The sequence below is a fragment of the Polaribacter sejongensis genome, assembly GCF_038024065.1.
Taxonomy (GTDB): Bacteria; Bacteroidota; Bacteroidia; order Flavobacteriales; family Flavobacteriaceae; genus Polaribacter; species Polaribacter sejongensis.
On the sequence record NZ_CP150667.1, the window covers coordinates 1,783,845 to 1,798,088 of the forward strand.

The 14,244-nt window shown below is 31.2% G+C and carries 12 protein-coding genes; 7 read left to right on the forward strand and 5 right to left on the reverse strand.

Annotation, left to right across the window (positions count from 1 at the left end):
- Positions 1-28: 28 nt before the first annotated feature.
- The 3 genes from WHD08_RS07335 (at position 29) to WHD08_RS07345 (ending at position 2,756) form a co-directional block, all read left to right on the forward strand.
- On the forward strand, positions 29-667 hold the full coding sequence (locus WHD08_RS07335) for a DUF4159 domain-containing protein (protein ID WP_208888687.1): 639 nt from the start codon (positions 29-31) through the stop codon (positions 665-667).
- A gap of 105 nt (positions 668-772) precedes the next feature.
- Positions 773-1,684, forward strand: coding sequence for a bile acid:sodium symporter family protein (locus WHD08_RS07340; RefSeq protein WP_208888686.1), 912 nt, complete (start codon positions 773-775; stop codon positions 1,682-1,684).
- 13 nt (positions 1,685-1,697) lie between these two features.
- Complete coding sequence (locus tag WHD08_RS07345) at positions 1,698-2,756, forward strand: 1-acyl-sn-glycerol-3-phosphate acyltransferase (RefSeq protein ID WP_208888685.1); 1,059 nt, start codon at positions 1,698-1,700, stop codon at positions 2,754-2,756.
- Positions 2,757-2,885: 129 nt separating this feature from the next.
- On the opposite strand, the gene WHD08_RS07350 is transcribed toward WHD08_RS07345, so the two are convergent.
- The 4 genes from WHD08_RS07350 to WHD08_RS07365 all read right to left on the reverse strand — a co-directional run bounded on the left by WHD08_RS07350 (position 2,886) and on the right by WHD08_RS07365 (position 8,413).
- A complete protein-coding gene (locus tag WHD08_RS07350; protein ID WP_208888684.1) occupies positions 2,886-5,804 on the reverse strand; it encodes a glycoside hydrolase family 3 N-terminal domain-containing protein in 2,919 nt (972 codons plus the stop codon).
- A 190-nt stretch (positions 5,805-5,994) separates the two neighbouring features.
- Entirely contained in the window at positions 5,995-6,480 is a 486-nt protein-coding gene (locus WHD08_RS07355; RefSeq protein ID WP_165732825.1) for an ABC transporter ATPase, read from the reverse strand.
- A 182-nt stretch (positions 6,481-6,662) separates the two neighbouring features.
- Entirely contained in the window at positions 6,663-7,490 is an 828-nt protein-coding gene (locus WHD08_RS07360) for a 3'-5' exonuclease (protein ID WP_208888683.1), read from the reverse strand.
- 65 nt (positions 7,491-7,555) lie between these two features.
- Positions 7,556-8,413 carry a PPK2 family polyphosphate kinase gene (locus WHD08_RS07365; RefSeq protein WP_165732827.1) on the reverse strand — a complete coding sequence of 286 codons (858 nt, stop codon included), beginning with the start codon at positions 8,411-8,413 and terminating at the stop codon, positions 7,556-7,558.
- 453 nt (positions 8,414-8,866) lie between these two features.
- Here WHD08_RS07365 and WHD08_RS07370 point away from each other — a divergent pair, with 453 nt between their 5' ends.
- The gene (locus tag WHD08_RS07370; protein WP_208888682.1) at positions 8,867-10,423 is read left to right on the forward strand and encodes an NAD(P)/FAD-dependent oxidoreductase; all 1,557 of its coding nucleotides are present in this window, start codon (positions 8,867-8,869) and stop codon (positions 10,421-10,423) included.
- A 216-nt stretch (positions 10,424-10,639) separates the two neighbouring features.
- Here the strand turns inward: WHD08_RS07370 and WHD08_RS07375 are convergent, their stop codons facing one another.
- Positions 10,640-11,554 carry an NAD(P)-dependent oxidoreductase gene (locus WHD08_RS07375; RefSeq protein ID WP_262887629.1) on the reverse strand — a complete coding sequence of 305 codons (915 nt, stop codon included), beginning with the start codon at positions 11,552-11,554 and terminating at the stop codon, positions 10,640-10,642.
- Positions 11,555-11,947: 393 nt separating this feature from the next.
- On the opposite strand from WHD08_RS07375, the gene WHD08_RS07380 reads away from it, so the two are divergent.
- Genes WHD08_RS07380 through WHD08_RS07390 form a run of 3 tightly spaced genes read left to right on the forward strand, consistent with a single transcriptional unit; the run spans position 11,948 to position 14,200 of the window.
- Entirely contained in the window at positions 11,948-12,385 is a 438-nt protein-coding gene (locus tag WHD08_RS07380; RefSeq protein ID WP_165732830.1) for an ATP-dependent zinc protease, read from the forward strand.
- On the forward strand, positions 12,385-13,260 hold the full coding sequence (rimK, locus tag WHD08_RS07385) for a 30S ribosomal protein S6--L-glutamate ligase (protein WP_165732831.1): 876 nt from the start codon (positions 12,385-12,387) through the stop codon (positions 13,258-13,260). The genes WHD08_RS07380 and rimK overlap by 1 nt, the downstream gene beginning before the upstream one ends.
- Positions 13,250-14,200, forward strand: coding sequence for a succinylglutamate desuccinylase/aspartoacylase family protein (locus WHD08_RS07390; protein ID WP_165732832.1), 951 nt, complete (start codon positions 13,250-13,252; stop codon positions 14,198-14,200). Before rimK ends, WHD08_RS07390 begins: the two co-directional genes overlap by 11 nt.
- Positions 14,201-14,244 lie beyond the last annotated feature (44 nt).

Genomic DNA, 14,244 nt, shown 5'->3' on the forward strand with positions numbered 1-14,244 from the left:
TAGAATTTAATAGAGAACTCTTACTTTAATGAAAAAAATATTCGTTTTTCTCTTTCTACTTTCACTTTCTACAAACGCACAGAATGTAGCCATTTTAAAATATAATGGCGGTGGAGATTGGTACGCAAATCCAACAGCAATTCCTAATTTAATAGACTTTGCAAACACAAATATTGGCACCAATATTTCTAAAGATCCACAAGCAGTAAATATTGATAGTGAAGATGTTTTTAACTTTCCTATCATCTTTATGACAGGGCATGGAAATGTATTGTTTTCTGATGATGACGCAAACAACTTAAGAAATTACTTAATTTCTGGTGGATTTTTACATATTTCAGACAATTACGGATTAGATAAATTCATACGAAGAGAATTAAAGAAAGTTTTTCCGAGTTTAGAACTTAAAGAAATTCCGAGTAACCACCCTATTTATCATCAAACTTTTAAATTTCCCAACGGAATTCCTAAAATTCATGAACACAATAAAAAACCTGCCCAAGGTTTTGGTTTGTTTTACGAAGGAAGGTTGGTTGTTTTTTACGATTATGAAACAGATTTAAGTGATGGTTGGGAAGATGAAATTATACACAACAACCCAAAAAGTGTACGAGAAACTGCTTTAAAAATGGGGGCGAACATTATTGAATTTGCTTTTAAGAATTAAGTTAGCAGTTAGCAAAAATAAAATTTAAAACAAGATTTTTTTGAGCCAAGAACCAAGAAAACCAGAAACTTTGAAACTTTGAAACTTTGAAACTAATTTAAATAAATGCAAAACAACATAGATATAGACGATATTAAAATAAACTTTGATGAAAGTGGTTTATGGGTTTTAAATATAGCCATTGCCATTATTATGTTTGGAGTAGCTTTGGGTATTTCTGTAGAAGATTTTAAAAGGCTTTTTAAAAATCCTAAGATCGTTTTTGTAGGTGTTTTATCGCAATTTATTTTATTGCCTGCAGCTACATTTTTAATTATTTTAATCCTAAAACCGCATCCTAGTTTTGCATTAGGTATGATGATGATTGCTGCTTGCCCTGGCGGAAATGTCTCTAACTTTTTTAGTAAAATGGCTGGAGGAAATGCAGCTTTATCCGTAAGTCTAACAGCTTTTGCTACCTTAATTTGCATTGTAATGACGCCTCTTAATTTACAGTTTTGGGGAAGTTTATATGAACCAACCAATATAATTTTAAAAACTGTTTCTTTAAATCCGTATGATTTATTTAAACTCGTTTCTATAATTTTAGGAATCCCTTTAATTCTTGGAATGGTTATTAAACACTACCATTCTGAAATGGCTCAAAAGATTGAAAAAGTATTAAAACCATTATCTATGTTGGTTTTTATCGCTTTAATTTTTATTGCTTTTTCTCAGAATTTAGACGTTTTTATACATCATATTCACCACGTGTTATTCTTAGTTATTTTTCATAATATTTTTGCCTACATTTTAGGGTTTTATACCGCAAAAAGTTTTAAATTGAATAAAAAAGATTGTAAAACAATTGCCATGGAAACTGGTATCCAAAATGGAGGTTTAGGTTTGTTACTTATTTTCGGTTTCTTTGAAGGTTTAGGAGGAATGGCCTTATTAGCAGCTTTTTGGGGAGTTTGGGATGTTTTTTCTGGAATGGCATTAGCGACTTATTGGGGCAGAAAATCATCTTTAAAATAATTATTAATAATATATGGAAGTTTCGCAAATATGGTTTCGTCTTGTACGTTTGTATGTTAAACTCGGACTCTTTTTTTACACAAAAGAAATAAAAGTTGTGGGTTTAAAAAACGTTCCCAAAAAAGGTGCTGTACTTTTTGCTATAAACCACCCAAACGGATTGATAGATCCTTTAATTGTAACCACCAACAATCCTAGAGCAAGTTATTTTTTAGTGAAAGCGGCTGCTTTTAAAAACCCTATTATAGAAAAAATTCTAAATTCTTTAAATCTAATTGCTATTTATAGAATGCGAGACGGCATCGATCAATTGGCTAAAAACGAGGAAGTTTTTAATACCTGTTATGACATTTTTAATCGTGGAAAATCGTTGATGATTTTTCCAGAGGGTAGCGATTGTAGAGAAAGAACCGTTAGACCTTTAAGCAAAGGGTTTACTAGAATTGTATATGGAGCTATAGAAAAATATCCAGATTTACAAATACAAGTTGTACCTGTAGGCCTTACCTACCAAAATGCATCTCACTTTCCTTGTAAAGTAGCACTGCATTACGGAGCACCTATTAATGCTTCTGAAATTTACGCTAACAACATTCCTAGTAAATCTATTAACATTCTAAAAAACGAAGTTGCAAATCAGTTAAAAGAATTATCCGTACATATAGAAAAAGATGAAAACTACGATACTATTTTAACGAAGTTAAATGATGCTCAAGTAGATTTTACAGAAGTTAAAAAGGTACAAGAAATGATTAAAACAAATACATTTCCGCATAAAAAAGAAGGTCCTACAAATTATTTAAAACCCTTGTATTATGTAATTCTTCTTAATAGCTTGGTTCATTATCTAATTTACAAAAAACAAGCGCAAAAGAATCCAGATATCGATTTTGTAGACACTTTTAGATTTACTTACAATCTGTTTATCCTGCCTATTTTTTATGCGATACAAGCTTTTATTATATCCTATTTTTTTGGTGATAAGATTGCCTTACTCTATTTTTCTTTTAGCTTATTAATTATATTTTTATACAGCAAATTAGCGCCAACAAATACAGAGGCTAGTTCTTAGAAAAAAACAAACCGTCCAATCAAGTCTAGCCCTGATTGAACGGTTTGTTTGAGCTCTTTTTTGTTTTTCTCAAAAAAAGCGAGTAGTGAAAGCAGGAAATAGCTTCTAAAAACAACTATTTTATTCCTCTTAATTTATAATAGCATCTTGAATTACTTGCTGAATTTCTGTACGCATATTGCTATTTACCAAACTTCTATTTGCTGCGGTTGGATACACTCTATTAGATAAAAACACGTACACAATTCCGCTTTGTGGATCTGCCCAAGTATAAGTACCTGTAAAACCAGAATGTCCAAAACTCTCGTCGGAGACACAGCCACAAGTTGCTTTTACCTTAGGGTTTAACTGCGGTTTATCGAAACCTAAACCTCTACGAACCTGCATATCTGAAAAATAACGATGGTTAAATTTATCTAAGGTTTCTGTTTTTAAATACCTTTTACCACCATAATATCCTTTCTGTAAATACATCTGCATAATTTTTGCAACATCGTTTGCATTGGCAAATAAACCTGCATGTCCACCTACTCCCCCCAACATGGCAGCGCCCATATCATGTACGTAACCTTGCACTAATTGGTTACGGTAATAGTTGTCTTTTTCGGTAGGTATAATTTCACTTGCAGGGAACTTTTGAAGCGGTAAATACGTAGTTCTATTAGCGCCTAAAGATTGATAAAACTCTTCATCTACCAAGGTATTTAATGGTTTTTCATACGTTTTCTCTATCGCTTCTTGCAATAAATAATATCCTAAATCGCTGTATTTATATCCGGCAGTTGTTCTTTGGTCTGCATCTTTAATATATTTATAAATACTGTCTTTATAACTCTTGTTTATATATAAGTTTTTTGCCACGTTTAGTGAAAATCTTTCCGATTGTTTATTACTATAAAAAGCCGGTAAATTTTTATGCGTTATACTATCTTGAGTTGCCACATAAAAAGGAATCCACGCTTTTAAACGTCCGTAGTGAGAAAGGATTTCTCTAACAGAAACCGTTGCTTTATTAGAGCCTTTAAAACCTGGTAAAAGATCTTGAAGCTTTTCATTTAAAGAAATTTTCTTTTCTTCTTCTGCTTTCATCACCAAAGGTAAAGAGGCTAAGATTTTAGTAAGCGAAGCCAAATCGTACACGTCAGAATTTTTTACTTTTCTAGACGTATCATCTGTGTGATGTCCGTAACTTTTCTCTAAAACAATTTTACCGTGTCTTGCTACTACAACCTGAAAACCTGGTGCCATTTTTTCCTTTAAAATAATGGTAGCTAAAGAATCTATCTTCTTTAATTTTATAGAAGATAATTGCGCTGCTTCTGGTATGGTATACTCAAATCTACTTAGGTTTGAGGTAAAGAAACCACTACCTTCTAAAAAATCACTTTTAATAGAAACAGGCAACTTTCCTTTTGCTCCAAAAGCTCCAAAAATTAATTGAGCAGAAAGTTCTTGGGCCAATTGACTATTTTGGTAAGACACAATAATGCCTTCTATATTTGTAAAAGATTTTACTTGTAATAAACTATAAGGACTCGCAAAAACATCTAAAATTACATTATTCTCTCTAGAGATTTCTTGCAACCAAACCAATTCTTTATTTGTAAACTTATAACTTTTCCATGGGTTCGCATTCGATTTATGAAAACCAACAATTACCAAGTTATAAGGTTTTAATTTTGTTATAAGTCCGTCTAAATTCTCACTATAAACCTCATCTACTTGTCCATAATTTTGAAGCATATCAATAAAAGGATATCCAGAATCGTCGCCTAATTTTACATATGCAATTTTTCTTTCCTCTAAATTGGTAATAGGTATATTGTAGTTTTTATTTTTGACAACCGTTAAAGAATTCTTCACCAATTCTCTATGTAATAATTCATCATCAATTGAATTTAAGTCTTCATGCAAATTATTTAAGACAACTGGTTTATAATCATTTAAACCTGCCCAATATTTTGCTTTTAATATTTTACGAACAGAAAAATTGATTCTTTCTTCCGTTAGTGTCTTTAACTCAATAGCCTTTTTAATCATATTTACCGTAGCAGGAATCTCTTGCGGAATTAACAACAAATCATTTCCTGCTTGTATAGCTGCCAAATTAATTTCTGCCGAAGTAGCATAATTTGCAGCACCTTTCATGTTTAAACCATCGGTAATTACCAAGCCTAAAAAACCTAATTTATGTTGTAATAAATTAGTCACCACATTTTTAGATAAAGAAGTAGGCAATCTACTATCTGGCTCTAAACTAGCAATACTTAAATGTGCCGTCATAACACTTGCCATACCAGCATCAAACACTCTTTTATACGGATACAATTCAACAGAATCTAAGCGTGCCAAATCAAAATTTAAAACAGGTAATGTATGGTGAGAATCTGTTGCGGTATCTCCATGACCAGGAAAATGTTTTGCATTTGCCAAAACACCTTGACTTTGCATCCCTTTTGTAAACGAAATTGCTTTTTGTGTTACGTTTTCTTTATCTTCTCCAAAAGACCTGTTTCCAATAATTGGGTTGTCTGGATTTGTATTAATATCTACAACCGGCGCAAAGTTTACATGAATTCCCAATCGCTTACAATGCATTCCCAAATGCTTTCCGAATTCAGTTATTAAAGAATCCTTTTCAATAGCACCCAAAGTCATGTTCCATGGAAATCTGTAGGTGTCTTTTAAACGCATGTCCAACCCCCATTCTCCATCAAAACCAATTAACAAAGGTACTTTTGCCGAATCTTGAAATTTATTAGTAAGTACTGCCTGTTTTTCAGGAGTTCCTTGCATAAAAATTAAATTACCAACATGATATTTCTGAATCATATTTGTAATATAAGTTTCGTGTTTTTTGTCTTTATTAGAATAGGCTTGTATCATAAAAAGCTGACCAATCTTCTCATCAATTGACATATTTTTTAAAATACTATCTACCCAAATATCTTGCGCCTCTGCATCTTTCGCTATTAAAGGATCTACACTTTGTGCAGATAAATTAAAAACAAAACTTATAAAAACGACTATTAATAACTCTTTCTTCATATTATTATGGGAACTATTTTTAGGGCGTTTTAACAGGCTTTCGCTACTCGCTTTTTTTAGGTTTGTTCTCAATACAATTACGCTAAAAAGCGTAACCACTCGAACTGAAACCTAAAAAAGAGCTCAAACAAACCGCTCTATCCTTAACGCAACAATTTGCTAACTAAATTTAATACTTAAAAGGCAATTTTTATACCAAAAATCTTTTGTGCCAACTATCTTTTGCTGGGATTTCCCAATTATTTTCAAAATCTTCTTTGGTAGCTACCATATTATTAAAAACAATGGTTTCTGCAGTTACTTTTTGTGCTTCTGCAAACTTCTGAAAATCGAACAATTTTACTAAGTTAATATTGTCATTATCTTTAAAAGTAACATTCATTTTGTCCATTAAATCTAATTGTAATTCGTTTTCTAACTCTTTAATAAAACGAACAGAACTATCTATAGAACAACCAGAAACATTGTTAAAACTTTCATCTACTGCCAACACTAAAAACTGATTATATTTAATAGTAAATGATCCTTTTAAATCATCGCCATGACGTGTCCATTGATTGATAAAGTCAATTGCTTTTTCTGAAATGAATTCGATTTCATTATTGGTAAATTCTCTGTCGGATTGGTAAATCCAAACACGAGAATTATTAGGTAAATTTTTATATTCTGTAAACATATTTTGTTGTGTGTAACTGTTTATGCGTTTAACTGTGTAATTGTCAGTTTGGTTTAACCTATTTAAATTACAAGAGTAAAAATTAAGTTCTTAATTAATTATGAGATTTCTCAATCACCTAAAAAGGCTCATTTCGAAATGACAAAAAAAACCAATACTTTAGATATCTAATAATATTAAACCTAACGTAAATTAAACTTCTGCTGTAAAGCTTCCAATTTTTCTTTGTCAGACATTTGCTTTTTTGGCGCAGTCATTCTTTCTTTAATTTCTTTTAAAACCTTTTTGGTATATAAAGGAAAGTCTGCATTTTGCATCCAGTTATTATAACCAGGGTTTTCTTTAAACACCTCTTCTACCGTTCTACCTTTGTATTTTCCGAAAGAGAAAATTTCTTGCTTTTTATCATTCATTAAAATAAAACCAGCAAAATCGGCTCTTTCTCCGTGTGTAGAATATTCGCTTAAAGCATCTACAGTATTCTCTATGTCGCTATATTTATCTAACTGAGCTAACAAAATTTCGTACGTTGCATTGGTATCTGCTTCTGCTCCATGCGCTCCTTCTAATTCTTTTCCGCAGTAAAACTGATATCCAGCACTTAACGTTCTTTGCTCTTTTTTATGAAAAATTACTTGTACATCAATCGCTTTTCTATTTTTCATATCAAAGTCGATACCAGCACGCATTAATTCTTCCGCTAAAAGCGGAATATCAAAACGATTAGAGTTAAAACCAGCTAAATCTGAATCTGCAATCATTTCATTTATTTGTGGTGCTAATTCTTTAAAAGTTGGTTCCGTAGCTACTTTTTCATTTGTAATTCCGTGTACATCTATAGATCCTTGTGGAATTTCCATTTCCGGATTTACCAACCAAGTTTTACTTTCCTTATTTCCGTTTGGAAATACTTTTAAAATGGCTATTTCAACAACTTTATCTGTTGCAATGTTTACTCCTGTTGTTTCTAAATCGAAAAATACGATTGGCTTCTTTAAATCTAAGTTCATTTTAATATTTTAACTTCTCTACTCCGTTCAGGTAAAATAATTACCTATTAAATCGAAAGCAAGAACTATTCGTTATTTAATTGTGTTTTAAATGCTGCTACTTGATCCTGAATTTTTGCAGGCAAAGTAGGCTCTTTAAAGTTATATTTTTCTAATTCTTCTAATACAATATCTGCTAAAATAAATCTTGCAGTTGGTTTGTCATCCGCAGGAATTATAAACCAAGGTGCATTTTCTTTAGAAGTTCTGTTTAATAAATCTTCATAACAAAACTGGTATTTATCCCACAGTTTACGTTCTTTTAAATCGCCTGCAGAAAATTTCCAATTCTTGTCAGGTAAATTTAATCTTCTTAGTAATCTATTTTTTTGTTCGTCTTTAGATAAATTTAAAAAGAACTTTAATACGATGGTTCCATTATCTGCAATATGCTTTTCAAAATTATTGATTCTTTCCATTCTCTCATGAAAAAAAGCATCATTTATATCCTCTAACGTATTTATGGTCGGAATATTTTCTCCAAAAACATATTCTGGATGTACTCTTGTCACCAACACGTTTTCATAATGCGTTCTATTAAAAACACCTATTTTACCTTTTGCAGGAAGCGCAATATAATGACGCCATAAAAAATCGTGTTTTAATTCCAACTCTGTTGGCACTTTAAAACTATGCACTTCTACTCCACGTGCATTTACATCTTTAAAAACCTCTCTAATTAAACTGTCTTTGCCCGAAGTATCCATTCCTTGTAAGCAAATAAGCATACTATATTTGCCTTCTGCATACATTGTATCCTGAATCTCACTCAGTTTTTTTCTAATTTTCTTTAGCTTCTTCTTAGACTTTTCTATTACTTCTTTTGTATTAAAATCAGTCAATTGAATAGTCCCTTTTACTTTATATTTTTCTTTGTCTAGCATCCTTTCAAATATTTTTTAAAGATAGATAAAATCGTGATTTTTACCCGTGATTTTCACAGCATTTTATAATAATTATATTCACAATATAGTCATCATTTAAAATTAAAAAAAATAAAATATCTAATTCTTAATTTTAGTATAAAGTTAGCATGTTTCATTTTATTCAGATATTAAAATACCTCAAAATTTATCTAATTTTAAAAATGAATTAAATGTCTCGTTGCATGTAATCAAGACCAATTTTAGTCAGTAAATAGACGTCAACTATACTCGAACAGAAAATAGAAGAACAAAAAAAAGGCCTTTTACAACCACAACTTAAAAAACAGAATACATCAATTTACCTACTCAACTTAAATATTTTTAACGCTAAAAATTATCATTATATCGTATTGAAGAGAAATTCATGAATTCCTAGCTTTTTTAGACTTTAAATTTCATTATTTTTGCCACATGGTAAAAGAAATTCAACTTCGAGTAAATTTAATAGAAGAACGTAAAGAAAACATCTTATTATACAAAGCTTCTAAGCAATTAAGCCTTGATAAAAGTGAAATTTCTGCTGTTAAAGTATTGCGCAAATCGATTGATGCACGTAAAAAAGACATCATCTTTAACTACAAAGTAGCTGTTTATATCAATGAAAAAGTACCAGAGAAATCTGATTATACTTTTGAATATAAAGACGTTTCTAATGCCAAAGAAATTCATATTATTGGTTTTGGACCTGCAGGAATGTACGCTGCTTTACGTTGTATTGAATTAGGTTACAAACCAATTGTTTTAGAACGTGGAAAAAATGTACAAGATAGAAGACGTGATTTAAAAGCCATCAATCAAGATCATTTTGTAAACGAAGATTCTAATTATTGTTTTGGAGAAGGTGGTGCAGGAACTTATTCTGACGGAAAACTCTACACCCGTTCTTTAAAACGTGGCGATGTTAGAAGAATTTTTGAAAACCTAGTTTTTCATGGAGCAACAGAACAAATTTTAGTAGATGCACATCCGCATATTGGAACCAATAAATTACCAAAAATCATCGAAAATGTTCGTGAGAATATTTTAAAATACGGTGGAGAAATTCATTTTGAAACTCGTGTTACAGATTTTACTGTAAAAAATAATAAGTTACAAGCTATCCATCTTAAAAACGGAACAGAAATGGCTGTGAATTCAGTTATTTTGGCAACTGGACATTCGGCAAGAGACATTTATGAATTGTTACATAAAAAAGAGATTGCTTTAAAAGCGAAATCTTTTGCTATGGGAGTTCGTGTAGAACATCCACAGGAAATTATAGATCAAATTCAATATCATTGTTCAGGAGAAAGAGACGAATTATTACCTGCAGCAGCGTATAGTTTGGTGCACCAAGTAAATAACAGAGGTGTGTATTCTTTTTGTATGTGTCCTGGTGGCTTTATTGTTCCTGCAGCTACCGCAAACGGTGAAGTTGTTGTAAACGGAATGTCGCCTTCTCGTAGAAATAACCGTTTTGCAAACTCGGGTATTGTTGTTGAGTTAGATATTGATAAAGATTTTAAAAAATACGAAGAGTTTGGACCTTTAAAAGGATTAGAATTTCAGAAAGATTTAGAAAAAATAGCCTTTTTTGCTGGTGGAAGAACACAAGCTGCACCTGCACAAAGATTGGTAGATTTTGTGGATGGTAGGCTTTCTAATGATTTGAATGACTGTTCTTATCAACCAGGATTAAATTCGGCTCCTTTACATTCTTTATTACCAAAAATTATTGGAGGTAGGTTAAGAAAAGGTTTTGCTGCATTCGGACAAAAAATGCACGGTTATTATACCAACGAAGCAAATATTATTGGTGTAGAATCTAGAACTTCATCACCAGTAAACATACCAAGAAAAGAAAGTTTAGAACATACAGAAATAGAAGGTTTATATCCTTGTGGTGAAGGTGGTGGTTATGCTGGTGGAATTGTTTCTGCAGCCATGGACGGAGAACGTTGTGCAGAAGCAGCAATTGCAAAATTGTAGACTTTAAAATATTAACTTTAGAACTAATATAAAACAGTAGTTCTATATTAGTTCTCGATACAAAATTTCTAAAAAGAAATTTCACTCGAACTGACATATCGTAAATCATTATAAAAACAAAAAAAATACCTCAAGAAAAACTTGAGGTATTTTTATATATTTCATTTTGATATTAAAATCAAAACTTATTTTATACTTCCGCTATTGCGAAAATAATTATTTCTTTAAACTTGTAAAGTAATCAAAAATTTCAGGAACATTTCCGCTTCCCATATCAGCTGCAACAGCTGCTTGAAGGTTTGCTGAAGTAGCTTCTGCTATTTTAGAAGTAGTTCCTAAATCGTTCATCATCTGAACAAAATAACCTAAATCTTTATTTGCATTGTTAATAGAAAAACCTAAATCACTTACGTTATCTACTGCGTAATGTTTACAGAATTTCATAAATGGAGAGTTTGACGGTCCAGAAGACATAATGTCAAACAATTGTTGTGTATCTACACCTGCAAGTTTTGCAGCAGCAAAAGCCTGAGACATTGCAACAACAGTAGTCATTCCCATAAAGTTATTAATTAACTTAGTTGTATGACCTGCTCCTAAAGCTCCTAAATAAAATACATTTTCTCCTTGCTCGTCTAAAACTGGTTTTACTTTATCAAAAGTAACTTTATCTCCAGCTGCCATGATGTTTAATAAACCATCTTTTGCGTGTGCCGGAGTACGACCTAATGGTGCATCAATCATACCAGCTCCTTTAGCTGCTAAATCTTTACCAATTTTAATAGTAGATGCAGGAATTGAAGTTCCAAAATCAATTAAAACAGCACCTTCTTTAATACCCGCTAAAATTCCATCTTCACCGTAAACAATCTTTTCAACTACAGCAGATGTAGTTAAACAAAACATTATAATATCACTTTTTTCTGCTAATTCCTTAGGAGAGCTAGCTTCGGTAGCATTACCACGAGCCACTACAGTTGCAACCTCATCTTTGTTAAGGTCCATTACTGTTAACTCATAACCTCTTTTTTGCAAATTTTCAACCATGTTACCACCCATAAGGCCAAGTCCGATAAATCCGATAGTAGGTTTTTTCATATTTAATTCTTTTAATTTATAATTAGAGTGCAAAGATATGCATCTATCAGCATTAAAAAAACATTTAACAGAACTATCCTCTGTTCTTTAAACTCTTTAACTTATATTTTTAACACACTGATTTGTAATTTATTAATAAAAACAAAAAATTGTAAATAGATATTTTAACCATGTTGTAAACGAATAGTCCATTTTCTAAAATAGAATAGCTCTAGCAAGAAAAAGTTTTATATTTTTTTCTATATTTATCTAAATTTAGTATTCAAATATAATTGATATTTATATCTATTTTAAAACATCAAAAATTTATCTAATTTTTAAAAACCTTATAGTTAGATTAGTTATTTGATAATTCTTTATATTTTTTTTCATTCTATCAAGATATCGAATAACTATCACTAATTTTACAACTGATTAAATTAATATATGAAAATAACTATTGGTCGTATTGATAAAGCCGATTTTCCGGAACTGCATCTAGAAGACATCGATTTAAAAATTGATTCTGGCGCTTATACATCATCAATACATTGTTCTAATATTGAAGAAATAACCATAGACGGAAAAAATTTTATCCGGTTTAAGTTATTAGATCCAGAACATCCATTTTACAATAATAAGGAGTTTACTACAAAAAACTACGCTTCTAAATTGGTAAAAAGCTCGAATGGAATTTCCGAAAAAAGATTTTTAGTGGAAACTGAAATTGTAATTTTCAACGAAATATTCCCTATTCATTTAACATTAAGTGAACGTAAAGACATGAAATTCCCGATCTTGCTTGGAAGAAAGTTTTTAAATAAAAAATTCGTGATAGACACTACAAAGTCAAACTTATCACACAAATTAAAAAATAAAATATAATGAGAATTGTAATTCTGTCTAGAAATCCTAAATTGTATTCAACTAGAAGATTGGTAGAATCCGCCGAAAAAAGAGGTCATGAAGTAATGGTTGTAGACCATTTAAAATGTAACATTGAAATTGAAAAAAGATCTCCAAAAATATTTTATAAAGGAGAATATTTAGAAAACATCGATGCTATTATACCAAGAATTGGTGCTTCTGTAACTTTTTATGGAACTGCTGTTATTCGTCAATTTGAAATGATGAAAGTATTTTCTGCAGTTTCTTCTCAAGCTTTAGTAAAATCTAGAGATAAATTAAGCAGTTTACAAATTTTAGCAAGAGCTGGTGTTGGGTTGCCAAAAACAGTTTTCACCAATTACACAAAAGATGTAGAGCACGTTGTTGAATCTGTTGGTGGTGCGCCTTTAATTTTAAAATTATTGGAAGGAACACAAGGTTTAGGTGTGGTTTTAGCAGAAACAAAAAATGCTGCTACTTCTGTTTTAGAGGCTTTTAATGGATTGGGTGCAAGAGTAATTGCGCAAGAATTTATTAAAGAAGCTGGTGGTGCAGATATTAGAGCTTTTGTAGTTGATGGTAAAGTAATTGGTGCTATGAAACGTCAGGGTAAAGAAGGAGAATTCCGTTCTAATTTACACAGAGGTGGTAACGCAACTGTCATAGAATTAACCGATGAAGAAGAAAAAACTGCATTAAAAGCAACCAAAGCTTTAGGTTTGGGTGTTGCTGGTGTAGATATGTTACAATCATCTAAAGGACCTTTGGTATTAGAAGTAAATTCTTCTCCAGGTTTAGAAGGAATTGAAGTAGCAACAGGTAAAAATATTGCGAAAGAAATAATTCGTTATTTAGAAATTCATGTCGAGTAAACCTTTTATCCTTTTAGGAAAAGTAATTCCTGAAGGAAAACGTACTGTTTTAGATTTAGAAGTAGCAAAACTACATACCAGAACCACTGTAAAAGTTCCTATAATTATAGAGCGTTCTCAGAAGCCTGGTCCCGTAGTTTTATTGCTAGCGGGTATACATGGTGATGAAACAAATGGTGTTGGAATTATTAGAGAAATTATTAATTTAAAGATTAATAAACCTAAAACAGGAACCATTATTTGTATTCCTGTTTTTAATATTTTTGGATATTTAATACAGACTAGAGAATTTCCTGATGGACGTGATTTAAATAGAATGTTTCCTGGTTCTGCTAGTGGATCTTTAGCTAGTCAATTTGCATATCAATTTACAAAAGAAATTGCACCACTGGTAGATTATGTCATTGATTTTCATACAGGTGGTGGTGACCGTGATAATATTGCACAAATAAGATGTAGTAAAGACGATGAAAAAGCATTAGAATTGGCAAAGGTTTTTAACCCTCCAATGATTGTTTTTTCTGAAAACATCACAAAATCACTTAGAGACACCTTGCATAAAATGGGTAAAACCGTTTTACTTTTTGAAGGTGGAAAATCTAAGGAACTAAACCCTACAATTATTAACGAAGGTGTTAACGGAACTAGAAATGTATTAATTCGTTTAGGACTTATTGAAGGAGACATTACGGTTAGAGAAACCCCTGTTTTTGTCCATAAGGCAAAATGGTTAAGAGCTCCAGATTCTGGGATGTTTAAAATTAGAGTTGCCAACGGAAGCTTTGTTAAAAAGAAAGAAGTATTAGGTGTAATACAAGATCCTTTTGGGGAGTTTAAAAAGAAAATTTATGCGCCATTTGATTGTAATATTTTCTGTATTAATAAAACACCAATTGTAAATAAAGGAGATGCTTTATTTCATGTTAGTATTGATGAATAATGTACATGCTGCAAGCAATATTTTAACCTAAAGGTTGATGATAG